The organism is Stenotrophomonas sp. T8, from assembly GCF_051853085.1.
In the GTDB taxonomy this organism is placed as follows: domain Bacteria; phylum Pseudomonadota; class Gammaproteobacteria; order Xanthomonadales; family Xanthomonadaceae; genus Stenotrophomonas; species Stenotrophomonas sepilia.
Genome location: NZ_CP195329.1, coordinates 753053 through 774424 on the forward strand (window position 1 = coordinate 753053; position 21372 = coordinate 774424).

24 protein-coding genes are annotated in these 21372 nt (G+C 67.3%); 4 read left to right on the forward strand and 20 right to left on the reverse strand.

What is annotated here, in order from left to right; all coding sequences use genetic code 11:
* Positions 1 to 38 precede the first annotated feature (38 nt).
* The 10 genes from ACSDHM_RS03585 to ACSDHM_RS03630 all read right to left on the reverse strand — a co-directional run bounded on the left by ACSDHM_RS03585 (position 39) and on the right by ACSDHM_RS03630 (position 9899).
* A complete protein-coding gene (locus tag ACSDHM_RS03585; protein ID WP_151355064.1) occupies positions 39 to 557 on the reverse strand; it encodes a DUF2271 domain-containing protein in 519 nt (172 codons plus the stop codon).
* 40 nt (positions 558 to 597) lie between these two features.
* Entirely contained in the window at positions 598 to 1236 is a 639-nt protein-coding gene (locus ACSDHM_RS03590; protein ID WP_069139011.1) for a PepSY-associated TM helix domain-containing protein, read from the reverse strand.
* A gap of 166 nt (positions 1237 to 1402) precedes the next feature.
* Positions 1403 to 3823, reverse strand: coding sequence for a TonB-dependent receptor domain-containing protein (locus ACSDHM_RS03595; protein WP_439426661.1), 2421 nt, complete (start codon positions 3821 to 3823; stop codon positions 1403 to 1405).
* A gap of 145 nt (positions 3824 to 3968) precedes the next feature.
* Positions 3969 to 4370 carry a hypothetical protein gene (locus ACSDHM_RS03600; RefSeq protein ID WP_053496847.1) on the reverse strand — a complete coding sequence of 134 codons (402 nt, stop codon included), beginning with the start codon at positions 4368 to 4370 and terminating at the stop codon, positions 3969 to 3971.
* A gap of 164 nt (positions 4371 to 4534) precedes the next feature.
* On the reverse strand, positions 4535 to 5212 hold the full coding sequence (locus ACSDHM_RS03605) for a Fe2+-dependent dioxygenase (protein WP_088496722.1): 678 nt from the start codon (positions 5210 to 5212) through the stop codon (positions 4535 to 4537).
* Positions 5213 to 5222: 10 nt separating this feature from the next.
* Positions 5223 to 5942, reverse strand: coding sequence for a tetratricopeptide repeat protein (locus tag ACSDHM_RS03610; RefSeq protein WP_072168620.1), 720 nt, complete (start codon positions 5940 to 5942; stop codon positions 5223 to 5225).
* Between the two features lie 68 nt (positions 5943 to 6010).
* Entirely contained in the window at positions 6011 to 8302 is a 2292-nt protein-coding gene (locus ACSDHM_RS03615; RefSeq protein ID WP_439426662.1) for a TonB-dependent receptor, read from the reverse strand.
* A gap of 149 nt (positions 8303 to 8451) precedes the next feature.
* A complete protein-coding gene (locus tag ACSDHM_RS03620) occupies positions 8452 to 8856 on the reverse strand; it encodes a hypothetical protein (RefSeq protein ID WP_088496724.1) in 405 nt (134 codons plus the stop codon).
* 174 nt (positions 8857 to 9030) lie between these two features.
* Positions 9031 to 9363: a non-heme iron oxygenase ferredoxin subunit gene (locus ACSDHM_RS03625; protein WP_005415593.1), complete on the reverse strand. Its 333-nt coding sequence runs from the start codon at positions 9361 to 9363 to the stop codon at positions 9031 to 9033.
* Positions 9360 to 9899 carry a GNAT family N-acetyltransferase gene (locus ACSDHM_RS03630; protein ID WP_072168623.1) on the reverse strand — a complete coding sequence of 180 codons (540 nt, stop codon included), beginning with the start codon at positions 9897 to 9899 and terminating at the stop codon, positions 9360 to 9362. Before ACSDHM_RS03630 ends, ACSDHM_RS03625 begins: the two co-directional genes overlap by 4 nt.
* A 68-nt stretch (positions 9900 to 9967) precedes the next feature.
* On the opposite strand from ACSDHM_RS03630, the gene ACSDHM_RS03635 reads away from it, so the two are divergent.
* Complete coding sequence (locus ACSDHM_RS03635; RefSeq protein ID WP_065196581.1) at positions 9968 to 10459, forward strand: hypothetical protein; 492 nt, start codon at positions 9968 to 9970, stop codon at positions 10457 to 10459.
* Positions 10460 to 10513: 54 nt separating this feature from the next.
* On the opposite strand, the gene ACSDHM_RS03640 is transcribed toward ACSDHM_RS03635, so the two are convergent.
* The 5 genes from ACSDHM_RS03640 to ACSDHM_RS03660 all read right to left on the reverse strand — a co-directional run bounded on the left by ACSDHM_RS03640 (position 10514) and on the right by ACSDHM_RS03660 (position 15816).
* Positions 10514 to 11770, reverse strand: coding sequence for a cysteine desulfurase (locus tag ACSDHM_RS03640; RefSeq protein WP_065196580.1), 1257 nt, complete (start codon positions 11768 to 11770; stop codon positions 10514 to 10516).
* Positions 11767 to 13029 (reverse strand): Fe-S cluster assembly protein SufD, encoded by a 1263-nt coding sequence (sufD, locus tag ACSDHM_RS03645; protein ID WP_439426663.1) that lies wholly within the window; start codon positions 13027 to 13029, stop codon positions 11767 to 11769. The genes ACSDHM_RS03640 and sufD overlap by 4 nt, the downstream gene beginning before the upstream one ends.
* Positions 13029 to 13793, reverse strand: a complete 765-nt coding sequence (sufC, locus tag ACSDHM_RS03650) for a Fe-S cluster assembly ATPase SufC (RefSeq protein WP_439426664.1) — start codon at positions 13791 to 13793, stop codon at positions 13029 to 13031. The genes sufD and sufC overlap by 1 nt, the downstream gene beginning before the upstream one ends.
* Before the next feature lie 74 nt (positions 13794 to 13867).
* A complete protein-coding gene (sufB, locus tag ACSDHM_RS03655; protein WP_072168626.1) occupies positions 13868 to 15343 on the reverse strand; it encodes a Fe-S cluster assembly protein SufB in 1476 nt (491 codons plus the stop codon).
* Positions 15344 to 15360: 17 nt separating this feature from the next.
* The gene (locus ACSDHM_RS03660; RefSeq protein WP_049414161.1) at positions 15361 to 15816 is read right to left on the reverse strand and encodes an SUF system Fe-S cluster assembly regulator; all 456 of its coding nucleotides are present in this window, start codon (positions 15814 to 15816) and stop codon (positions 15361 to 15363) included.
* Between the two features lie 211 nt (positions 15817 to 16027).
* Between ACSDHM_RS03660 and ACSDHM_RS03665 the strand changes: the two genes are divergently transcribed.
* Positions 16028 to 16495 (forward strand): SET domain-containing protein, encoded by a 468-nt coding sequence (locus ACSDHM_RS03665; protein ID WP_012479369.1) that lies wholly within the window; start codon positions 16028 to 16030, stop codon positions 16493 to 16495.
* A 162-nt stretch (positions 16496 to 16657) separates the two neighbouring features.
* On the forward strand, positions 16658 to 17200 hold the full coding sequence (locus ACSDHM_RS03670; protein ID WP_005415602.1) for a type 1 glutamine amidotransferase domain-containing protein: 543 nt from the start codon (positions 16658 to 16660) through the stop codon (positions 17198 to 17200).
* Positions 17201 to 17273: 73 nt separating this feature from the next.
* Here ACSDHM_RS03670 and ACSDHM_RS03675 read toward each other — a convergent pair whose 3' ends face one another.
* The 4 genes from ACSDHM_RS03675 to ACSDHM_RS03690 all read right to left on the reverse strand — a co-directional run bounded on the left by ACSDHM_RS03675 (position 17274) and on the right by ACSDHM_RS03690 (position 19548).
* Positions 17274 to 17870: a DUF1439 domain-containing protein gene (locus ACSDHM_RS03675; protein ID WP_005415603.1), complete on the reverse strand. Its 597-nt coding sequence runs from the start codon at positions 17868 to 17870 to the stop codon at positions 17274 to 17276.
* Positions 17871 to 17951: 81 nt separating this feature from the next.
* Complete coding sequence (locus ACSDHM_RS03680) at positions 17952 to 18491, reverse strand: hypothetical protein (RefSeq protein WP_439426665.1); 540 nt, start codon at positions 18489 to 18491, stop codon at positions 17952 to 17954.
* Positions 18492 to 18547: 56 nt separating this feature from the next.
* Positions 18548 to 18856 carry a DUF3861 family protein gene (locus ACSDHM_RS03685; RefSeq protein WP_005415605.1) on the reverse strand — a complete coding sequence of 103 codons (309 nt, stop codon included), beginning with the start codon at positions 18854 to 18856 and terminating at the stop codon, positions 18548 to 18550.
* Positions 18857 to 19149: 293 nt separating this feature from the next.
* A complete protein-coding gene (locus ACSDHM_RS03690) occupies positions 19150 to 19548 on the reverse strand; it encodes an HU family DNA-binding protein (RefSeq protein WP_072168628.1) in 399 nt (132 codons plus the stop codon).
* A gap of 372 nt (positions 19549 to 19920) precedes the next feature.
* Here ACSDHM_RS03690 and ACSDHM_RS03695 point away from each other — a divergent pair, with 372 nt between their 5' ends.
* Positions 19921 to 20352, forward strand: coding sequence for an OsmC family protein (locus tag ACSDHM_RS03695; RefSeq protein WP_072168629.1), 432 nt, complete (start codon positions 19921 to 19923; stop codon positions 20350 to 20352).
* A gap of 99 nt (positions 20353 to 20451) precedes the next feature.
* Here the strand turns inward: ACSDHM_RS03695 and ACSDHM_RS03700 are convergent, their stop codons facing one another.
* The gene (locus tag ACSDHM_RS03700) at positions 20452 to 21330 is read right to left on the reverse strand and encodes a PhzF family phenazine biosynthesis protein (RefSeq protein ID WP_088496730.1); all 879 of its coding nucleotides are present in this window, start codon (positions 21328 to 21330) and stop codon (positions 20452 to 20454) included.
* Positions 21331 to 21372 lie beyond the last annotated feature (42 nt).

A 21372-nucleotide genomic window follows, 5' to 3' on the forward strand; every position in this document is an offset into this window, starting at 1 on the left:
GAGAAGGGGATTACGACTTAATCCCCTCCGTCCCCTTTTCAGGGTTTGACGGACAGGGTGACCTGACCCAGTTCGGTGGCGCCCTGCGCCTTGCCGCTCTGCGCGGCGGTGGCCGGCCAGGTGAAGGGGATCTTCAGCAGTTCGCGGCCGCCGACTTCGCGCACCGCCTCCACCACCAGGGTGTAGTTGCCCGGGGCCAGCTGCTTCAGTGCCGGCTGCCTGTCGCTGAACGACAGTGTGTGCTTGCCGGCCGGGCGGGTCGGGCCGGTCACGCCGTCCACCGGCACCTGCAGGGTACGGCCACTCTTGCGCCACCACTGGCGCAGGTCGGGCAGCCACTTGGTGCCGTGGCCCTCGCTGTTGCTGGTCTGCTGGTACCAGACCGACAGGTTGGCCGCGACCTTCTGGTCGGCGCCTTCCAGCCACACCGCCACATACGGGCGGTGGTACTCGGCCACGTTGAGCTTGGGCACTTCGACGTTGATGTCGAGGGTGGTGGCATAGGCCGGCGAGGTGGCCAGCAGGCCGCTGAGGGCGATGGTCAGGGTGACGCGCATGGGGCGGCTCCGGAGGAACGGATGGAATTCACGGTGGAAGTCAGTGGATCAGCAGCAGGGCGATCAACAGCGGGATCATCAGGCCGAGGCCGACCAGCGGCCAGGTCATGCGCCGTTGCCGCGCATGCAGGTGCAGCAGGAACAGGCCGGTGATGCAGAACACCAGGCAGGCCACGGCGAACAGGTCCAGGAACCAGCCCCATGCGGGGCCTGCGTTGCGGCCCTTGTGCAGGTCGTTGAGGTAGGAGACCACGCCGCGCGAGGTCGATTCGTACTCCACCGCGCCGGTTTCGCGGTCGATGCTCAGCCAGGCGTCGCCACCGGGGCGCGGCAGCGACAGGTAGATCTCCTCGGCCGACCACTCGGCCGGGCGGCCACCGATGGCGATGCCCAGCTGCGTGTCCAGCCAGTGCCGGGCCGGGCGCGGAATCGGCGCGTTGCCGTCCTCGCGCGTGCCCAGCTGGCCCAGCAGCGCGGCCGGCAGTTCCAGATGCTGGTTCTGCACCTCGGGCTTGGCCTCGATCTTCGCGGCATGGTTGAGAGTCAGGCCGGTCACCGCGAACAGCAGCATGCCGATCAGGCACACCGCCGAGCTGATCCAGTGCCACTGGTGCAGCGTCCGCAGCCAGAAGCCACGGTTCTGTTGCTGCTGCACGGTGGAAAGGGCGGGACGGCTCACGGCACGGTTCGAGGCGGACGGGGACTGCCCATTACATCATTGATGAGAATAGCTCGCAATTGCGTGTCGTTCTGTATCCCGGAGCTATTTCGGGATGCCGGCCAGCGGCCGGCACTACCGATCGGTAGATCCACGCCATGCGTGGAGCAGGAGCAGGGCGCGGCGATCAGAACTTCGCGTTCAGCGAAATCCAGTAGCTGCGCCGCTGGTCCTTGGTCGCATAGTCGTCCACGCAGTTGAACTCGCTCTGGCTGATCAACAGGCACGACTGCGAGACGAAATCCTTGTCGAGCAGGTTGTTGACCCGTGCGTTCACCGTCAGCCAGGGCGTGGCCTTCCAGCTGCCACCGAGATGGAAGATCGTGTAGTCCTCGTAGTAGCGGGTGTGGCTGGCGCCGTTGGCGTCCAGCAGCGTGTCGCGGTAGCGGTCGTAGCGGCCCTCGCCGATCAGCGACAGGCTGACCGCTTCATTGATCTGCCAGTTGAGGCTGGCGTTGGCCATGTGTTTTGCCGGCATGGTGCCGCTGATCGGCAGCCCCTTCTGTGCGCCACTGGTCTGCTCGCTCCTGGTCCAGGTGTAGTTGCCGCGCAGCTGCAGGGTGTCGAGCAGGTCGACGTGGGCGGCCAGTTCGGCACCCCGCGTTTCAGCCTTGTCGATGTTCACGCTCTGGGTGAAGGTGCTGTAGCCCAGTGCGGCCCAGCCCGGGCCGATGTCCACGCAGTAGCCGCTGCCGGCGCGCGCCACTTCGCAGTTGGGGAAGGTGCCGCCGCTGGCGATCTTGTCTTCGAACGTGTTGAAGAAGCCGGTGACGTTGAAGCCCCAGCGCTGGCCCTCGTAGTAGGCGGCCAGCTCGTAGTTGGTGCTGGTTTCAGGCTTCAGGTTCGGCGAACCGACCAATGGCAGCACGCCCTGGCCACCGAAGCCGGTGATGCCCGGGAACAGCTGGTCCGGTCGCGGGGTCTTGTAGCCGGTGCTGACGCCGCCCTTGAAGGTCCACGCATCGCTGGCGTTCCACACCAGGTAGCCACGCGGGCTGACGTGGCTGCCGAACACGTTGTGGTCGTCGTAGCGCAGGCCGAAGGTGGCGGTGAGGGTGTCGGTCAGCGCCCAGTTGTCCTCGGCAAACAGCGCCCACATGCGGTGTTTCTGCTTGACGTTGCTGCGGTAGCCGGCGCCATCCATGCCAAACACACCGTCGACCATGTCAGTGTTGTTGTACTGGCCACCCACCGTCAGCTTGTGCGCGCCGAAGTCCAGGTCGAGCATCGTGTCGAGCACGTAGCCTTCCAGTTCCATGCTGCGCAGCGGGCGCGGCAGGAACGCCTGCAGGCGCGCCGTCTCACTCGGGTTGAGGGCGGCCAGGGCGTTGCCTCGGCTGGCCGCACAGTGGTTGGCGGCGCCAGTGCGGCGGCAGACGTCATTCCACAGCGTCTGCAGGTTGGCACGCTCGTCCAGGGTCAGCGGCAGCGAACGACCCAGGTTGTTGCTCTTGCTGTGGGTCAGTGAGGTCTGCCAGGTGCCGAAGCCGTAGCGGCCCTGGTGGGTCAGCGACAGCTGATCGCGCTCGTAGCGCTGGTAGGCGGTGTAGCCCACGCGCGGCTGCACCACGCGACGGGTGACGGTGCCGCTGCCGTTCGGGTTGGGAATGATCGCATTGCCGACGCGCCACAGGCTGGCCAGGCTGTCGAGGGTGCCGGTCTGGCCTTCGCTGTTGTCGTATTTCTGCCGCGACACGTCGTAGTCCAGCCACAGTTCGTGATCGTCGTTGATGCGGAAGTCCAGGCGCACACCGGTGTTCCAGTTGGTGTTGGCGACCGACTTGCCGCCACCGCCGAAGCCGATGCTGCGCTCCCACGGCGTACCGTCGGGAAGGGTCAGTGCACCCCATTCCGGGTTCGAGGCCTTGGCATCGTAGTAGCTGCCGCGTACCGCCAGGCTGAGGCGATCCTTCAGCAGTGGGCCGCTGAGGTAGAGGTCGGTGGTGCGCGCATCGCCGAACTGGTCGTCCTGCTGCACGGTGAAGCCTTGGGTCACCGAGCCGTGCCAGCTGTCCTGGTTGCGGCGGGTGATGATGTTGATGACGCCGCCCATCGCGTCCGAGCCGTACAGCGTGGACATCGGCCCGCGCACGACTTCGATGCGTTCGATCGCCTCCAGTGGCGGCAGGTAGGCGAACTGGCCGCCACCGAAGTTGTTCGGGTAGATCTGGCCGACATTGCTCTGGCGACGGCCGTCGATCAGCACCAGGGTGTACTCGGACGGCAGGCCGCGCATCGACACGGTGGCGCGGCCGTTCTTGTCGGTCGCTTCCAGGCCCACGTCGATGCCTTCGACGTCGCGCAGGGCGTCGACCAGGCTGGTATACGGGCGCTTGCTCAGTTCCTCGCGGCTGACCACGCTGATGCTGGCCGGGGCATCGATCACCTTCTGTTCGAAGCCGGAGGCAGTGACCACCACCTTGTCCAGCGTCTGCGGTGCGCCGGCGGCGTCACCGTGGGCGAAGGCGGGGCTGGCGAAAGCCGCCAGCACGGCGCTGGTCAGCAGGGTACGGGACAGGGACGAACGGACACGATGGCGCTGGGCCATGGCAGTTACCTCGAAGGATGCAGGGTGGCGCGATGCCGTGCGCGAAGGGCGCGGCAGGCACGGAAGGCCCGGTCAGGGGCGGCAGGGATGAAGCAGACAGCGGCGTGCAGGCGCGACCGCGCAGGCGGTCACGCCAGGCCGTGGATCAGGCGAGCGGCGGCGCCTGGCCGCGTTGCTGGCGGCGCCCGGGCGCATCGGCCCAGGGCGTGTCCGGAGCGGCCAGCGGCCAGTCCGGGCGCACGCCGGGCATGGCCGGCGTGGCGGGTACGAGTTCGAGTTCAGTGCGCAGCCAGTGGCTGGCCAGCAGCAACGGCGGGTGTGCCTGCTCGGCCGCTTTCACCGGGGTGGCGGCACAGCGGCGCAGCTTGGCCGGCGCCTCTTCCTGCAGGGGGCTTTCGCCACCGCGCTCTTCCAGCGGCATCTGCATGGCCATTCCGGCCTGGGCCTGTGGCAGCAGTGGCAGGGTGCCCAGCAGCAACGCCAGCATCGCCACCCATGCCAGCAGGCTGGCCAGCGCCGGACGCTGGCCGCGCATGGCGGTGCCCATCTTGCGATGGATGAGTGGGCGAGGGCGAAGCGGACGCAGCACGCAGGGGTCCCCAAGGGTCTGCCGGCAGCGGCCGGCATCAACGGGGCGTGATTGTAATGAGAGCCGTTAGCTGTTGCAAATGAGAATGATTGCCAAAATGCCGCAGGCCGGCCCGGCAAGGCTCAGACTTCGCTCCAGCGCCGCAAAAGGTTGTGGTACACGCCGGTCAGCTGCAGGATCGCCTCGGCGTCGCCGCCGGTCTGCCGCAGGCGCTCGATCGAGCCATCCATTTCCCACAACAGGCGGCGCTGCACGTCGTCGCGGATCATGCTCTGCACCCAGAAGAAAGAAGCCACGCGTGCGCCACGGGTAACCGGCCGCACCTGGTGCAGGCTGCTGGACGGGTACACGACCAGGTCGCCGGCCGGCAGCTTCACTTCGTGCTCGCCGTAGGTGTCGCCGATGATCAGCTCGCCGCCTTCGTACTCCTCGGGCGCGGACAGGAACAAGGTGCAGGAGATGTCCGAGCGCAGCTGCTCGCCATTGGCCAGGTTCATCACCGCACCATCGACGTGGTAGCCATAGGCGCCGCCACCGCTGTAGCGGTTGAAGCGCGGCGGCAGGTACTTCAGCGGCAGCGCGGCGCTGAAGAACAGCGGGTGCCGGGCCAGCGCGACGAGGATGATCTCGCCCAGTTCGCGGCGTAGCGGCGAGGCCTCGGGCAGCTGCTGGTTGTGCTTGGCCTGCGCGCCCAGATGGCCGACGGTCTCGCGGCCATCGGTCCAGTCGGCGGCATCCAGTCGGCGGCGGAAGTCGGCCACCTGGTCGGCGCTGAGAATGTCGGGGATGTGCAGCAGCATGCGGGGCTCCTCAGAGGGACGGCGGTGCGACCAGGGCGCGCACCTGCGGATGCGGCGACGCGGCCAGTTCCGGCACGATGTGCGCCATGAACGCCGGGCTGCCGTGCGCCAGGGCGAGCCGTAGCCAGTGCACGGCCTGCTCGACCTGGCCGGCGTGCAGCAGGATCGAGGCGTAGTTGGCCTGGCCGCGGAAATCGCCGGTCTCGGCCGCGCGCCGGTACCAGCCCAGGGCGGCCTGCGGATCGCGCTCGATCTCCAGGCCGTCTTCAAGGTGGCGGGCCAGCAGGTTCATCGATTTGGCATGGCCCAGGTGCGCGGCACGGGTGTACAGGGCCAGTGCCTGCGCGCGGTCCTGGGGCACGCCGCGGCCGGTGGCCAGCAGGTTGGCCAGGTTGTACAGGCCCCAGTCCAGCCCGGTGTCGGCCGCGCGCCGGTACCACACCGCGGCCAGCGTGGGATCGGGCGTGGTGCCCTGGCCCAGCTCATGGCAGCGGCCGAGCATGTTCATCGCCATCGGCGCGCCGTTGTTGGCGGCGGTTTCGTACCAGAGCAGCGCAGCCGAGGCGTCCTGCGCGGTGCCTTTACCTTCCATGTGCATCTGCGCGAGCAGCAGCTGCGCCTCGACCTGCCCGGCCTGTGCGGCGTCGCGCACGCGTGCGAACGCAGCCTGTGGATCGTGCTGGAGCAGCTCGGCCAGGGCGTCGCTGTCGATGGGGGTACGGGTTGCCATGGGGTGAGTATCGCCGGAAACAAAAACGGCGGCAGGAGCGCCTGCCGCCGTGGTGGAGCGCGGTTACATCAGAACTTGACGTTCAGTGCCAGAGTGGCCGAGCGACCCGGGGCGATGCTCGCGTAGTGCGAGGCATAGGCCTTGGTGAAGTAGGTCTTGTCGGTCAGGTTCTGCACGTTGAGCTGCAGGCTGATGTTGTCCTGGATCGCGTAGCTGGCCATCGCGTCGAAGCGGGTGTAGCTCGGGATCCACTTGGTGTTGGCGACATCACCGTACTGCTTGTCCGAGTAGAACGCGCCGGCGCCGAGGGTCAGGCCGATCGGGAAGCGGTAGGTGGTCCACAGGTTGGCGCTGTGCTTGGCAGTGTTCGGGAACACGTTGCCGTTGTACGGCGACGGCACGTACACGTTGGACGGGCAGGTGCGGCCCACCGGTGCGCCACAGACGAAACCGTTGTCCTTCAGTTCCGAGTCCAGGTAGGTGTAGCCGCCGTACAGGCTCCAGGCGTCGGTCAGCTGGCCGGTGAAGCCCAGTTCGAAGCCGTTGATCTCCTTCTTGCCGGCGTTCTGGCTGGTGCCGTTGTCGACCGTCACGCGTGCGTTGTTCATCACGGTGTGGAAGATCGCTGCGGTCAGGTTCAGGCGCTGGTCGAACAGGTCCCACTTGGTGCCCAGTTCGAGGTTCTTCGTGTCCTGCGGCTTGAGGTCGGCCACGGCGGCGCTCAGGCCGTCCGAACCGTCACCACCGTCCATGCCCGGCGGGGTCGAGGAGGTGCCCCACGACAGGTAGATGCTGCCGTTGGCGGCCGGCTTGAACACCACACCGGCCTGGTAGTTCAGGAAGTCGTTGCTGTTGCGCACGCGGGTCGGTGCCTTGCCGGCCACCGGGGTGGTCAGGGTGGTGCGGAAGTCGTCGTAGCGCAGGCCGAGGTTGATCATCCACTGCTCATTGAGCTCGATGGTGTCGAACACGTAGGCCGAGGTGGTCCTGGTGCGCTGCTCGACGTCCAGTGCCTTGTCGCTGCGGTACACCGAATGGGTGGCTGCCCACGGATCGCGCGGATCCGGATTGGCGAAATCGGTGCAGTTGTAGCCGGTGGCCGCGCCGGTGGTCGGGCACTTGCTGTTGCCGGTGAGCGGGTTGCTGGTGCCCGGGGTCATCAGATAGCTGCCGCGGGTCATCTTCTCGTCGCTGTACTCCACGCCAGCGCTGTAGCTGTGCTTGAGCGCGCCGGTCTGGAAGACACCGGTCAGGCCCAGCTGGTCGGCGAAGCTCTTGACGTCGACGGCGCGGGCGTTGGTACGGCGCCACAAGGTGCCGTAGTTGTTCGGGTTGCCCTGGCTGTCGTCCGGCTGGGTCCACAGGTAATCGTTGCTGGTGTTGCCCAGGCGCGCGATGTTGCGCAGCTTGTGGCCGCCGAAATCGTAGCTGGCATCCAGCGTGCTGATGTCGGCACGGGTGCGCTGGAAGTCACGGTCGACCAGGCCGTAGTAGTTGTTGCGGTCCGGCACCATCGGGCGGCCGTCGACCCACTTCGAGGCCGGCGCACCGTTCGGGTTGCCGTAGGGGAAACCACCGGCGTCCGGCAGGTCATCGCTCTGCATGTGGTAGTGGCTGGCGATCAGCTGCGCCGGGCCGTTCAGGCCGAATGCGATCGACGGCGCGATGCCCCAGCGGCTGACATTGGCGGCGTCGCGGCCAGCGATGTCCGATTCGTGCTTCATCAGGTTCAGGCGCGCGGCGATGCCGTCGCCCAGGACGTAGTTGGCGTCCACGGTGCCGCGTGCGTAGCTGTCGGTACCGATGCCCATGCTGGCGTTGGTCTCGTTCTTCAGCTTCGGCGTCTTGCTCACCAGGTTCAGGCTGCCACCACCGGAATCACGGCCACCGTAGGCCGAGCTCGGGCCCTTGACCACTTCCACCTGCTCCAGATCGAAGATCTCGCGGGTCTGCGAGCCGACGTCGCGCAGGCCGTCGACGAAGACGTTGCTCTGCGAATCGAAGCCACGGATGAAGGGGCGGTCGCCGGTCGGGTTGCCGCCTTCGCCGGCACCGAAGGTGATGCCCGGCACCATGCGCAGCGCATCCTGCAGGTTGGTCGCACCGGTTTCGGCGATCAGCTTCTCCGACACGATCGACACTGACTTGGGGGTGTCCAGCAGTTCGGCGGTGAACTTCGGCGAGGACGGATTGAACCAGCTGCCGCGCACCTGCACCTTGTCCAGGTCGGTGGCCTTGCTGGATGCGGCATCAGCGCTGTCGGCAGCCTGCGCGGCCAGCGGCGCGAAGCCTGCGGCCAGGGTGGCGGTGGCGAGCAGGGAAACGCGCGGGGCGTGCTTGCGGGACGTGATGTGGGTCATGGCTTTGGGTAGTGGCGTGGATCGGGAAACGGCGAAGGCCGAAGCGCAGACAGCGCGACGACAGGGAGGGAGCGTCTTCTGTAGAGCCGAGCTGATGCCCGGCGATGCGGCGAACGACTTCAGGCGCACGGCAACAGCCGCAGGGCGCCTCAGCTGGCGTGCGGTGCGGGCGGTGCGTGGCCGGGGTTCAATCGCAGTGCGGGATCGTGCAGTTGCCGGCGCAGGGCATCGGAGCGCCATAGCGGGATATGTGCGACCAGGGGCGCGCGCAGGGGGGCCAGTCCGGCGCAGGGCGTGTTGCCCTCACCCTCAAGCGGCGGCTCCGGTGCAGGTGCAGCATGTTGCGGGCACTCGTCCGCCGACGGCGCCGGCAATGGCATGACCTGGCGCAAGCCTTCGGCATGTGCCTGCCACCCTTGGGCAGTCGGGTCGCTGCCGCGCCCTTCGTGCAGCGCCGACCAGCCCAGCAGCAGCGTCAGCAGCACGGCCACGGCCAGCGGCCACTCCTGGCGAGCGAGCTGGCACAACGTGGCAGTGGGCGCGGGCGAAGCCATGGCGCGGGGGCGAAGTCGTTACGAAGATGTTACGTAGGATAACATCAACGATAATGATTCGCATGTACGGGGTGCTGCGGGACGCCGGGGCGGCCGGGGAACGCCCTGCGAAGGCCCTTGCGGGGCCTCCTGCAGATCCAGCCCAGGGTGGATACCCCCAGGCCGTGCGCCGCCTCAATCGCGGTCGTCGCGGGTCCAGACGGCGTCGTGCTCGCGCTTCACCGGGAACTTGGGCACCGGGGTATAGGCCGGGGCGCACAGGGCGCGGCCATCGCGCACGTCGAAGCGCGCACCGTGCAGTACGCACTCCACGCTGCCTTCGGCGGTGTTGAATTCGCCAGAGGACAGCTCGAATTCCTCGTGCGTGCACTGGTCTTCCAGCGCGTACAGCTCGCCGTCGAGGTTGAACACCACGATCGGGGTGCCGGTCACCTCGTCGAACACGCTCTTCATTTCACCGGGCAGCAGCTCGTTGCTGGCGCACACGAAGGTCCAGGTATCGCTCACGCGGCCGCTCCGGCCAGCGGTTTTTCCAGGATCTCGAAGCGCAGGTCGTCGCGCTTGGGGATGCCGAAGCGTTCGTCGCCATACGGGAAGGGTTTCTTGATGCCGGTCCGCTGGTAGCCACGACGCTCGTAGAAGGCGATCAGTTCGTCGCGTACGTCGATCACCGTCATCTGCATCACCGGCACGTTCCATTCGCGTGCGGCGTGGGCTTCGGCGGCGACCATCAGCTGTTTGCCGACGCCGCCGCCCTGCTGTGCGGGGTCGACCGAGAACATGCCGAAGTAGCCCTTGCCCTCAACGTCGGCAACGTGGGCGCAGGCCACCAGAACGCCTTCGCGCTCGGCCAGCAGGATGGTGGAGCGGGGGCGGTCCAGGTCGGCCTGGATGCCTTCGGCGTCGATGCGGGCGCCATCCAGCAGGTCGGCTTCGGTAGTCCAGCCCACGCGGCTGGCGTCGCCACGGTAGGCCGAGGTGACGAGGGCGATCAGGGCGGGGATGTCGGCCGGCGTGGCGGCGCGGAAGGTCAGGGTGCTCATGGGGGCATTTTAGGTGGGCAGTGGGCGGGCGCAAATGGGGGAGACCCTCGGCGGTCCTGGCAACCGCTATGCTCGTGCATTCTTCAAATGCCAGGCGGAGTGCAGGGGTGGGCATACCGAAGGGAATCGCGCTGGCCGCAACTGTCCTGCTTGTGGCTCTTCTGGCTTGCCTGCCGGCGCACGAGGAGAGTGGCGGCATCGCGCCCAACGGCCTGGGGTGCCCGCGTTTCAGTGCGTCCCGTGCGTTGCCAGTGACGGTGGAGGCGCTGCGTGCCGATCCCATGCGTTATCACGGCAGACTGGTGCGCGTACGGGGTGCCTACGTTGAGAGCTTCGAAATGTCTGCGCTGCACCCGGGGCCACCGGTGCAGGATCCATGGGCGGCCGACGGCGTGTGGGTGAATGGAATTCCCGTCACGGCGCTGCCGTCGGAGCAGGCGGTTGAACTCACCGGAATCGTATCGGCGGGCCAACCCGCGTTCCCTTACGGCAAGGGGCACCTTGGGCAATGGCCTGCGGAGCTCTGCGTGTCTTCCATCCTGCCCTTGGCGGCGCCATGAAAAACGCCGCGGTTTCCCGCGGCGTTCTCGTTGCTTCCGGCTGCGCTGTGAGTCTTACCCCAGCAGCTTGCGCACCTTGGTCAGCGCGGTCATGAAGCGCTCGATCTCGGCGTGGGTGTTGTAGAACGCCAGCGAGGCGCGGCAGGTGGCGGCGACGCCGAAGTACTGCAGCAGCGGGTGTGCGCAGTGCTGGCCCGAGCGCACGGCCACGCCTTCCAGGTCGAGCAGGGTGGCCAGGTCGTGGGCATGCGCGCCATCGATCAGGAACGAGACCACGGCGGCCTTCTCCGGTGCCTGGCCGATGATGCGCAGGCCATCGACGCGGCGCAGCTCTTCGGTGAAGTGCGCCAGCAGTTCGGCTTCGCGCGCCTCCACGTTGTCCTGGCCAAGCTGCTGCAGGTAGTCGGCGGCCACGCCCAGGCCGATGAAACCGGCGATGTTCGGGGTGCCGGCTTCGAACTTGTGCGGGGCATCGTTGAACACGGTGCCGTCGAAGCTGACTTCCTTGATCATCTCGCCGCCGCCGAGGAACGGTGGCATCGCGTCCAGGTGCTCGCGACGCGCCCACAGCGCGCCGGTACCGGTTGGACCGCACATCTTGTGGCCGGTGATGGCGTAGAAATCGCAGCCGATCGCGGCGACGTCGACCTTGCGGTGTGGCACGGCCTGCGAGCCATCGACCACGGTGATGATGCCGCGCTTGCGCGCTTCGCGGCAGATCTCGCGCACCGGGTTGACCGTGCCCAGCACGTTGGAGACATGGGTGACCGCCAGCAGCTTGACCTCCGGGGTCATCGCCGCGCGCAGCGCATCCAGGTCCAGCGCACCATCGGGAGTGATCTCGGCCACGCGGATGGTGGCACCGGTACGCTGCGCGACCAGCTGCCACGGCACGATGTTGGCGTGGTGCTCCATGCGCGACACCAGGATCACGTCGCCGGCCTTCAGCCGCGGCAGCGCCCAAGAATACGCCACCAGGTTGATGGCGAAGGTGGTGCCGCTGCACAGCACCAGCTCGCTGGGGCGCACGTTGAGGAAGCGCGCCAGCGTGTTGCGCGCACCTTCGTAGGCATCGGTGGCTTCGCTGCCCAGTGCATGCACCGCGCGGCTGACGTTGGCGTTGTAACGGCGGTAGAACTCGTCCACCGCGCCGATCACCTGCACCGGCTTCTGGCCGGTGTTGGCATTGTCGAAATAGACCAGCGGCTTGCCATGTACTTCGCGCATCAGCAGCGGGAAGTCGAGGCGGACGCGGTCCCAGTCGGGAGCGCCGGTGCGTTCTTCGATCGGGCGCGGCGTGGACAGGTTCATGCCACACCCGCCTCGGCCAGGGCCTTGTCCAGGCGGCGTGCCAGCTGCGCGCGCAGCGCGTCCGGCAGGATCTTCAGCGGTTCATGGCAGAACGCAGCGCTCAGCAGCGCCTGCGCCTGGGCCTGCGGCAGGCCGCGCGAGCGCAGGTAGAACAGCGCATTGGCATCGAGCTGGCCAACGGTCGCGCCGTGCGCGGCCTTCACTTCATCGGCGTCGATCACCAGCGTCGGCTGGGTGTCGATTTCGGCGTCCGCCGACAGCAGCAGGTTCTTGTTGGACAGGTTCGCGTCGGTGCCATCGGCGCCTTCGCGGATCTGGATGCCACCATGGAACACCACGCGGCTGCGGTTGGCGGCGACGCCGCGCCACAGCAGCTCGCAGGCGGTATCGCGGGCGATATGGTCGATGCCGAGGCGGGTTTCGACGTGGCGGCGGCCATTGCCGAGCAGCACGCCGTTGGCGGTCAGCCGGGCATTGTCGCCTTCCAGGCGCACGTTCAGTTCATGGCGGCTGAGCGCGGCGCCCAGTTCCAGGTCGACGCGGTGGTACTGCGCGTCGCGGGCCAACACCGCGTCTGTGCGCAGGAAGCTGGTCTGGCGTGCGCTGCCGGCCTGCACGCGGGCGTGCTTGAGCACGGCGTCGCGCGCGACGTGGGCATGCAGCACGGTGTTGTCCAGGTGGGCGGAGTCACCCACGCTGAAGCGGTGCTCGACCACGCCGAGGCTGGCGCCGGCACGCAGTTCGATCAGGTGGCGGTGATGCCAGGCCAGGTCGGTCTCGCCGGCCACACTGGCGAATACCAGCTGCAGCGGCACGTCGACCTGCACGCCTTCGTCCACGCGCAGCACCACGCCTTCATCGGCCAGTGCGGCGTTGAGGCGGGCAAAGATCTCCTCGCTGCGCTCGTAGCGGCGGCCAAGGAAACGCACGGCGTCTTCGCCGGAGGCCAGTGCGGCCGACAGCGGCTGCAGCTGCACGCCGGCCGGCAGGGCATGCACGTCGCTCAGCGCGGCATCCAGGCGGCCGTTGACGAACACCAGGCGCGGCGCCGGGATGTCGTCCAGCAGCGCGGCGTCCAGCGCCGGGCCCTGCAGCGGTGCCGCAGCAAACGCACGGCGTTCCAGCTGGCGCAGCGAGGTGTACTTCCAGGCTTCATTGCGTGCGGCCGGCAGGCCGTCGCGCAGGGCCGCATCCAGCACTTCGCGGCGCGCATCGCTGCCGCAGAAGGCCTGGGCCATCGAGTCGAGCAGGGCGCTCATCAGACCGCCGCCTCGGGCACGACCCGGTCCTTCAGGAAATCATAGCCGTGCGCTTCAAGTTCCAGCGCCAGCTCGGGACCGCCGCTCTTGACGATGCGGCCATCGGCCAGCACGTGCACCACGTCCGGCTTGATGTAGTCCAGCAGGCGCTGGTAATGGGTGATGACCAGGAACGAACGGTCGGCGGCGCGCAGCGCATTGACGCCGTCGGCCACGCTCTTCAGCGCGTCGATGTCCAGGCCCGAGTCGGTTTCGTCCAGGATCGCCAGCTTCGGTTCCAGCACGGCCAGCTGGAAGATCTCGTTGCGCTTCTTCTCGCCGCCGGAGAAGCCTTCGTTGACGCCACGATGCAGCAGCTCGTCCTTCAGGTGCAGCACGGCCAGCTTCTCCCGCACCAGCTTGAGGAACTGCATGGAATCGAGTTCCTCCTCACCGCGTGCCTTGCGCTGGGCGTTCAGCGCCGCGCGCAGGAAGTAGGTGTTGTTCACGCCCGGGATCTCCACCGGGTACTGGAATGCCAGGAACAGGCCGGCAGCGGCACGCGCTTCCGGGTCCTGCTCCAGCAGGTCGACACCGTCGAACTGCACGCTGCCTTCGGTCACTTCGTAGCCGTCGCGGCCGGCCAGGACATTGCCCAGGGTGGACTTGCCGGCGCCGTTCGGGCCCATGATGGCGTGCACCTGGCCGGGCTTCACATCCAGCGACAGGCCCTTGAGGATTTCCTTGTCGCCGATGCGGGCGTGGAGATTTTCGATCTTCAGCATGGTGGGGGTTTCCGTGGGGCGGGCCTGGGCCCGCCGGTAAAGAGAATGCGTTTGCGAGGGGCAGGGGCGGGCGGTCAGCCCACCGAACCTTCCAGCGAGACTTCCAGCAGCTTCTTGGCTTCCACCGCGAACTCCATCGGCAGTTCGCGGAACACCTGCTTGCAGAAGCCGTCGACGATCATCGACACCGCGTCTTCCTGGCTGATGCCACGGGCGCGGCAGTAGAACAGCTGGTCGTCGGAAATCTTCGAGGTGGTGGCCTCGTGCTCGACGGTGGCGCCCGGGTTCTTCACCTCGATGTAGGGGAAGGTGTGGGCGCCGCACTGCTTGCCGATCAGCAGCGAATCGCACTGGGTGTAGTTGCGCGCACCATCAGCATTGCGGTCGACCTTGACCAGGCCGCGGTAGGTGTTCTGGCCGCGGCCGGCGCTGATGCCCTTGCTGACGATCTTGCTCTTGGTGCGCTTGCCGACGTGGATCATCTTGGTGCCGGTGTCGGCCTGCTGGCGGTGATGGGTCAGCGCGACCGAGTGGAACTCACCGACCGAGTCGTCGCCCAGCAGCACGCACGAGGGGTACTTCCAGGTGATCGCCGAGCCGGTCTCGACCTGGGTCCAGGTGACCTTGCTGCGCGCGCCGCGGCATTCGGCACGCTTGGTGACGAAGTTGTAGATGCCACCGACGCCGTTCTCGTCGCCCGGGTACCAGTTCTGCACCGTGGAGTACTTGATCTCCGCGTCTTCCAGTGCCACCAGTTCGACCACCGCAGCGTGCAGCTGGTTCTCATCGCGCATCGGCGCGGTGCAGCCTTCCAGGTAGGAGACGTAGGCCTTATCCTCGCACACGATCAGGGTACGCTCGAACTGGCCGGTGTGGCCGGCGTTGATGCGGAAGTAGGTGCTCAGTTCCATCGGGCAGCGCACGCCTTTGGGAATGAACACGAAGCTGCCATCGGAGAACACCGCCGAGTTGAGCGCGGCGAAGTAGTTGTCACCCACCGGCACCACGGTGCCCAGGTACTGGCGCACCAGCTCCGGGTGTTCCTTGATGGCCTCGGACATGGAGCAGAAGATGATGCCCTTCTCAGCCAGTTCCTTGCGGAAGGTGGTACCGACGGAGACCGAGTCGAACACCGCGTCCACCGCCACGCCGGCCAGCTTGGCGCGCTCGTGCAGCGGCACGCCCAGCTTGTCGTAGGTGTCGAGCAGTTCCTTCGGCACGTCGTCCAGCGAGGCGTACTTCGGGCCCTTCGGCGCCGAGTAGTAGCTGAGCGCCTGCAGATCGATCGGGGCGATCTCCAGCTTGGCCCAGTCCGGCATCGGCATGGTCAGGAAGTGGCGGTAGGCGTCCAGGCGCCACTGCGTCATCCACTCCGGCTCGTCCTTCTTGGCCGACAGGGCACGGATGGTGTCCTCGTCCAGGCCCGGCGGCAGGGAGTCCGACTCGATCTCGGTGATGAAGCCAGCCGAATACTTGCGGCCGAGCTGCTCGTGGATCTCGCGGTTGGGGGTGTCGTCGTGGGCGACGTTTTCGATGGTTTCGGTGGCCATGGGGGGCTGCCTGTGGATCAGGAGACGACGTCGACAGCGATGGTGCGGCGCTGTTCGTCATCGGCAAGGGGAAGGGGGGGCAGGATCTGCGCAAGACTGACGTCGCGCAGGGCCTCGGAGACCACGTCGTTGATCAACCGCCAGCTGCTGCGCGCGCCGCACTTGGGTGCCATGCCGCACTGGTGGTGGTCGTGGCTGCATTCGGTCAGGGCCAGCGGCCCTTCCATCGCTTCGACCACTTCGAACAGCGAGATCTCGATGGCCGGGCGGGTCAGCCGGTAGCCGCCACGGACGCCGCGCAGGCCTTCGACCAGGCCGGCCTGGGCCAGCGGCTTGAGTACCTTGCTGACGGTGGGCGGCTCCAGGCCGGTGAATTCGGCCAGTTCGGTGGCACTGAGCACCTCGCCCGGACGGGCGGCGAGCACGGTCAGCACGACGGTGGCGTAATCGGTGAGCTTGGTGACGCGCAACATGGGGATGCGAGTGGTTCTTAAAGCGGACTGAAATTGTACGCTTTTATTCGCCACCATCCAACCCGGGCATTCAGCCGGCGCTGGGGCCGGGCCGGGAGGCTCTGCCAGCGGGCGCTGCCCGGGGCGCCATGCTGCGCCAACCGGGTGATTTTCGCAATCACCCGGAATGGGCGAGAATCCCTGTTCCATCCGCTGCAAACAGCCCGTGCCGATGCCGAAGAAGATCCAAGCCCGCAAGTCCGCCATCCATGGCAACGGCGTGTTCGCCGTCGCCCCGATCAAGCAGGGCGAGCGCGTGATCCAGTACAAGGGCCTGCTGCGCAGCCATGGCGACGTTGATGCCGATGACAGCGGCGACGTCGAAAGCGGCCATACCTTCCTGTTCACCCTCAATGACGACTGGGTGATCGATGCCAACTACAAGGGCAACGACGCGCGCTGGATCAACCACAGCTGCGACCCGAACTGCGAGGCGGTGATCGAGGAAGATGAGGACGGCGACAGCCGTGGCGACAAGGTGTTCATCGAGGCGCTGCGCGATATCAAGGCTGGCGAAGAGCTGACCTATAACTACGGCATCACCCTGGCCGAGCGCCACACCGCCAAGTTGAAGAAGATCTGGGAATGCCGCTGCGGCTCGCCCAAGTGCACCGGCACCATGCTGCAGCCCAAGCGCTGACCGGTACCGGGTAGGGCCGGCCGCTGGCCGGCATGGCGCGATGCAGGAGCCGGCCAGCTGCCGGCACTTGCGGGAGGCTCTCCACCTGCCGTGCACGGCAGGGTCACCGCCGTGCAAGGGCCGTTCGTCCACGCTGTGCACTCCCCCAACTGGAGTGCACCCATGGCAGAGCGATTGAAGGGCAAACAGATCGCAATCCTCGCGACCCACGGCTTTGAACAGTCCGAATTGACCGAGCCCAAACGGCTGCTGGAAGCGGAAGGTGCGCGGGTCAGCGTGGTGTCGCCCGCAAAGGAGGCGACCATCAAGGGCTGGAAAGAGAAGAACTGGGGCGACGCCGTCGCGGTCGACATCCCGCTGGATGAGGCGGATCCGGCGGGCTTTGATGCCCTGGTGCTGCCGGGAGGTGTGATCAATCCGGACACACTGCGCACCGACGACGCGGTGCTCAGCTTCATCCGCTCAGTGGATGAAGCCGGCAAGCCCGTCGCCGCGATCTGTCATGGCCCGTGGCTGCTGATCAACAGCGGGCTGGCCGATGGCCGCGAGCTGACTTCCTGGCCCTCCCTTCAGCAGGATCTGGCCAACGCCGGTGCGAACTGGCGCGACGCCGAGGTCGTGGTAGACGGCAACGTGATCACCAGCCGCAAGCCGGATGACATTCCTGCTTTCAGCGAGGCGGTGGTCAAGGCACTTGCCGCGTGATCCGCTATACCGGTAGTGCCGGCCGCTGGCCGGCAGATGCAGTCTGCGCTGCCGGCCCGCGGCCGGCACTACCTTATTTGCCCAGCAGGCCTGCCGGCACCAGGTTGCCCAGGTTCTGGTTGAAGGTGACCACCAGCTTGCCGTTTTTGACCTGTGCCGCCTGTACCTGAAGCGCGCCGAGCACCCCGGCCACGGCCGGGTCCAGCTTGTAGATCGGTTCGCGCTGGGCGTAGTCGCTCAGCCAGGCATTGAGCAGGCCACGGGTGCGTGAGTCGAGGCGGCCGCCCTGGTTGGCCGGGGTGAAGTCGTCCACGCTGGGCTGCTGCAGGTGGAAGCCCTGGGTCTGCGCGTCGTAGCGCAGGCCGCTGCTGAGCTTCACCGTACCCAGTTTGGCCGGGTTGCCGCCGGCGGTGGCCAGTGCCACGTCCATGCCCAGGTTCAAGCGCTCGCCGGCCGGAAGGCTCAGCTGAGGATGGCTCATGGTCAGGGAGATCAGGCCGCCAAGGGCGTCCTGGGTGCGCGGGAAGCTGCCATCGAGGTACTGCTGGACGTCGCTGGCACCCACCGACAGTTCGCGGCCGGAAATGGAGGGAGCCGCCTGCGCGCCGATCGCAGCGGCGATCAGTACGGTGGAGGCAGCGAGGCGGGTCATCAGGGAACGCAGGCGCATGGCGGTGACCGATGGCAGGGAATGGATGGATCAAAGAGTAGCCGTGCAGGCTGAATCGCGCGTGCATGCGGCTGTAACGGTTCAGTCCAGCATCGGACGCAGTTGCGCCGACTGGATCTGCCAGGCGCTGCCATCGCTGCTGGGTTGCACGCGGTACCAGCCACCGAAGCGGAACGTACCGTTGGCGGTGACCGCGCGGATCTGCACCGGCACTTCAAGCAGCTGCGGTGGCTGCCGATCGTCGCGGGCGACCGGGGGATCGCTGTGCAGGCGCAGGGTGCGCAGGTCCTGCAGCTGCCGCAGCGCGGCGTCGTCCGCATGCCGCGGGTCGCTGGGCGGGATCGTCCAGGCGGCATCGCTGGCGGCGCGGTCGCGGTTGAGCAACGCCGCTACGTAGCGGTTGAGCATCGTCGATGGCGGCTCGGCACCGTCGGCGACAGCGGACAGCACCGGCATTTCACTTGCCTGCACTGCTGCGGGATCGGGGCCGGTGCGGGTGTCCATGGCTGCGGTAGCAGCGACGGGAGCGGACGCTGCCGCGATGTCGCCGGTCGTCTGTGCTGCCGGGCGTGAACAGCCCAGCAGCACCAAGGGTGCGATCAGCAACGGGATCCTGCGCATGTCTGCCTCCTCCCCGAGGCAACCTGGAGGGCGGCAGTGTAGCGATTGCGCCGGGATCAGCGGGAGGAGGGCAGCTGATCCAGAGCGTCCAGCGCTGGCAGGACCTGACCGGCGATGGCCGCCAATGCGTGGCCGCCGGTCTCGGCATGGCGCTGCACGATATCGCGCAGCAGCTGGGTGGCGATCACCAGGGTCGCACGCTCGTCGCCGCTGATCCCGGCGGTACGCGGGGCCGCCTCCAGCAGGCGCATCAGGTCGCGGCTGGCGCGATGCTCCAGTTCGATGGTGCAGCGCCCTGTGCACTGCAGCCCGTCCTTTTCGATGGGGGTCACCGAGATCCGGTAGCGGGTGGAGGGGCTGGCCATGAGGGTGTGCTCGCCGTAGCTGTGGAGGATGTGCCCACCATAGGCAAGGCCACGGCCTGAGGCGACGGCCGGCGCTGCACGCAGTGTTCCACCCGGTACGTTCCAGCACCTGCCCAGGCCGCGCTCGGCCAGTGGCGACGGGCCTGTACGGGCATTCCCGGGGAGGCGGCAACGCTGTGTTGCGGATTGCCACAGCGCGACGCATCCACGCATGGCGTGGATCTACCGCCGGGCACGCAAAAAAAACGGGACGGCCAGAGCCGTCCCGTCGGAATCCACGTTGGGGCGCGCGCTTACAGCGCGGCGTCCTTCAGCTTCTTCAGCGGACGCACCTTCAGCTTGGTGGTGGCCGGCTTGGCGGCGAACCACTGCTCTTCCTTGGTGAACGGGTTGATGCCCTTGCGCTTCGGCTTGGCCGGCACATTGACGGTGGTGATCTTCAGCAGGCCCGGCAGGGTGAAGGAGCCAGCGCCCTTCTTGTGCACCGAGGAGGCGACGGCGCTTTCCAGCGAGGCCAGCACAGCGCGGACGTCCTTGGCGACGACGCCGGAGGCTTCAGCGATGTGTGCAACCAGGCCGGACTTGGTCAGCACTTCCTTGATCGGCTTCGGAGCGGCCGGCTTGGCGGCTGCCTTCGTCGCGACTTTCTTCGCTGCCTTCTTCGGGGCAGCCTTCTTAGCGGTCTTTGCCATGGTTTCCTGTTCCGTGAACGGTTGGTTGTTTGGTCGGCGCCGAACCCCGTCGGCAAGCGCAATGTAGGGCAACTCTTGGGCGCCGCCAATAGCCCGAAGCGCGGAAAGTGCATGTTTTTTCATATCCAGGCCGATTCAGTACATGGTCGGCGGTGGGGGATGGGGGCACGCCAGCGTGTTCGATCGCCGGCGCCCGCCGATCGGTGGGGTGCGCGAAACCACTGAAAACAAGAGGAAAATGCGTTCCGGGCTGGCGAGGAAGTGTCCACGCGCCGGACTCGGGGGCGACGTCCGGCGTGCGGCGGAGCGACGCAGGGCTAACGCGTGGCGTGCGAGGGTAGCCGTTCATCACCGCCACGCAGGAGCAGCACAATGGGAATCTCGCGACACGCCACCGCGCACTGGGAAGGCGATCTGAAGACGGGCAAGGGGCAGTTGAGCACGCCGCAGAGTGGGCTGCTGGACAAGACCCGCTACGGTTTCAACAGCCGCTTCGGCGACGAAAAGGGCACCAATCCGGAAGAGCTGATTGCCGCCGCGCACGCGGGTTGTTTCACCATGGCGTTGTCAGCCAAGCTCGGCGAAGCAGGCTTCACCCCGACCTCGCTGGACACCGAAGCCAAGGTCGACCTGTCGCTGGAAGGCGGTCCGCAGTTGTCGCAGATCCGCCTGAAGGTCAGGGCGGTGGTGCCCGGCATCGATGCGACGCAGTTCCGTGCCATTGCCGATGATGCCAAGCAGAACTGCCCGGTATCCAAGGCGCTGAGCGCGGTGCCGATCAGCCTGGAAGCCGAGCTGGGCTGAGCCGGCGCATCTGTAGAGCCGAGCCCATGCTCGGCTTCTGCAGGTCCCGTGATCTGGCCGAGGAGCAGCCGAGCGTGGGCTCGGCTCTACAGTACCCCTTTACCAATCAAGGGTGCCGGTGATGACGGTCTGCACCTGTCCCCCGGACCAGACCTCGCCGTCCTCATCGACCCGCAGGGTCAGACGCGCATCGTGGCCGACTTCGCGGCCCTGGCTGACTTCGAACGGTGCACGGCCACGTGGCAGCGCGTCGCGCAGGTCCAGCCACGCGGCCAGCACTGCATTGGCGGCCCCGGAGGCGGCGTCCTCGAAGCGCCGACCATTGCCGACGAAAGCGCGCACGGCCAGATCGAATCCCTCACTGCCATCGCTGAAGGCATAGGCGAACACGCCCATGCTGTCGGTGGACTCGGCCAGCGCAGCCACCGCGTCCCAGTCCGGATGCAGGGCGCGCAATGCGGCTTCATCGGCCACCTGCACCACCCACCAGCTGCGTCCGCCCTGCATGCGCGCCGGCGGCAGCGAGCCCAGTGGCCAGTCCTTCAGTGCTGCCAGCAGGCGCGGATCGGTGGCTTCAGCGATCTCCGCCAACTGCGCGCGCGGTGTGCGGATGGCGATGCGCTGCTGCGCGCCCTCACCGCTGACGCGCAGCGGCAGGGCACCGGCAATGCCGTCCTGCACCAGCACGCCGTCGACCGGTGTGGCCAGGCCTGCCTGCAGCACCGCATGCGCCGTGCCGACGCTGGGGTGACCGGCGAACGGCACTTCCTTCTGCGGGCTGAACATGCGCAGCCGGTAGCTGGCACCGTCGGCCTGGGGCGGAAACACGAAGGTGGTCTCGGGCAGGCGCGTCCAGCGCGCGATGGCCTGCATGCTGGCATCGTCCAGGCCGTCGGCATCGAGTACCACGGCCAGCGGGTTGCCAGCGCCGGCGCGCGGGGAAAACACATCCAGCTGCAGGAAACGGCGGGTGGTCATCGGGGCGAAACTCCAGGATCGGGTGGCGCGCAGCTTAACGCG

Coding starts and splice junctions, on each gene's coding strand:
- ACSDHM_RS03585 (WP_151355064.1), bottom strand. CDS start 557: ATGCGCGTCACCCTGACCATCGCCCTCAGCGGCCTGCTGGCCACCTCG.
- ACSDHM_RS03595 (WP_439426661.1), bottom strand. CDS start 3,823: ATGGCCCAGCGCCATCGTGTCCGTTCGTCCCTGTCCCGTACCCTGCTG.
- ACSDHM_RS03600 (WP_053496847.1), bottom strand. CDS start 4,370: ATGGGCACCGCCATGCGCGGCCAGCGTCCGGCGCTGGCCAGCCTGCTG.
- ACSDHM_RS03605 (WP_088496722.1), bottom strand. CDS start 5,212: ATGCTGCTGCACATCCCCGACATTCTCAGCGCCGACCAGGTGGCCGAC.
- ACSDHM_RS03610 (WP_072168620.1), bottom strand. CDS start 5,942: ATGGCAACCCGTACCCCCATCGACAGCGACGCCCTGGCCGAGCTGCTC.
- ACSDHM_RS03615 (WP_439426662.1), bottom strand. CDS start 8,302: ATGACCCACATCACGTCCCGCAAGCACGCCCCGCGCGTTTCCCTGCTC.
- ACSDHM_RS03620 (WP_088496724.1), bottom strand. CDS start 8,856: ATGGCTTCGCCCGCGCCCACTGCCACGTTGTGCCAGCTCGCTCGCCAG.
- ACSDHM_RS03630 (WP_072168623.1), bottom strand. CDS start 9,899: ATGAGCACCCTGACCTTCCGCGCCGCCACGCCGGCCGACATCCCCGCC.
- ACSDHM_RS03635 (WP_065196581.1), top strand. CDS start 9,968: ATGCTCGTGCATTCTTCAAATGCCAGGCGGAGTGCAGGGGTGGGCATA.
- ACSDHM_RS03640 (WP_065196580.1), bottom strand. CDS start 11,770: ATGAACCTGTCCACGCCGCGCCCGATCGAAGAACGCACCGGCGCTCCC.
- sufD (WP_439426663.1), bottom strand. CDS start 13,029: ATGAGCGCCCTGCTCGACTCGATGGCCCAGGCCTTCTGCGGCAGCGAT.
- sufC (WP_439426664.1), bottom strand. CDS start 13,793: ATGCTGAAGATCGAAAATCTCCACGCCCGCATCGGCGACAAGGAAATC.
- sufB (WP_072168626.1), bottom strand. CDS start 15,343: ATGGCCACCGAAACCATCGAAAACGTCGCCCACGACGACACCCCCAAC.
- ACSDHM_RS03660 (WP_049414161.1), bottom strand. CDS start 15,816: ATGTTGCGCGTCACCAAGCTCACCGATTACGCCACCGTCGTGCTGACC.
- ACSDHM_RS03665 (WP_012479369.1), top strand. CDS start 16,028: ATGCCGAAGAAGATCCAAGCCCGCAAGTCCGCCATCCATGGCAACGGC.
- ACSDHM_RS03670 (WP_005415602.1), top strand. CDS start 16,658: ATGGCAGAGCGATTGAAGGGCAAACAGATCGCAATCCTCGCGACCCAC.
- ACSDHM_RS03675 (WP_005415603.1), bottom strand. CDS start 17,870: ATGCGCCTGCGTTCCCTGATGACCCGCCTCGCTGCCTCCACCGTACTG.
- ACSDHM_RS03680 (WP_439426665.1), bottom strand. CDS start 18,491: ATGCGCAGGATCCCGTTGCTGATCGCACCCTTGGTGCTGCTGGGCTGT.
- ACSDHM_RS03685 (WP_005415605.1), bottom strand. CDS start 18,856: ATGGCCAGCCCCTCCACCCGCTACCGGATCTCGGTGACCCCCATCGAA.
- ACSDHM_RS03690 (WP_072168628.1), bottom strand. CDS start 19,548: ATGGCAAAGACCGCTAAGAAGGCTGCCCCGAAGAAGGCAGCGAAGAAA.
- ACSDHM_RS03695 (WP_072168629.1), top strand. CDS start 19,921: ATGGGAATCTCGCGACACGCCACCGCGCACTGGGAAGGCGATCTGAAG.
- ACSDHM_RS03700 (WP_088496730.1), bottom strand. CDS start 21,330: ATGACCACCCGCCGTTTCCTGCAGCTGGATGTGTTTTCCCCGCGCGCC.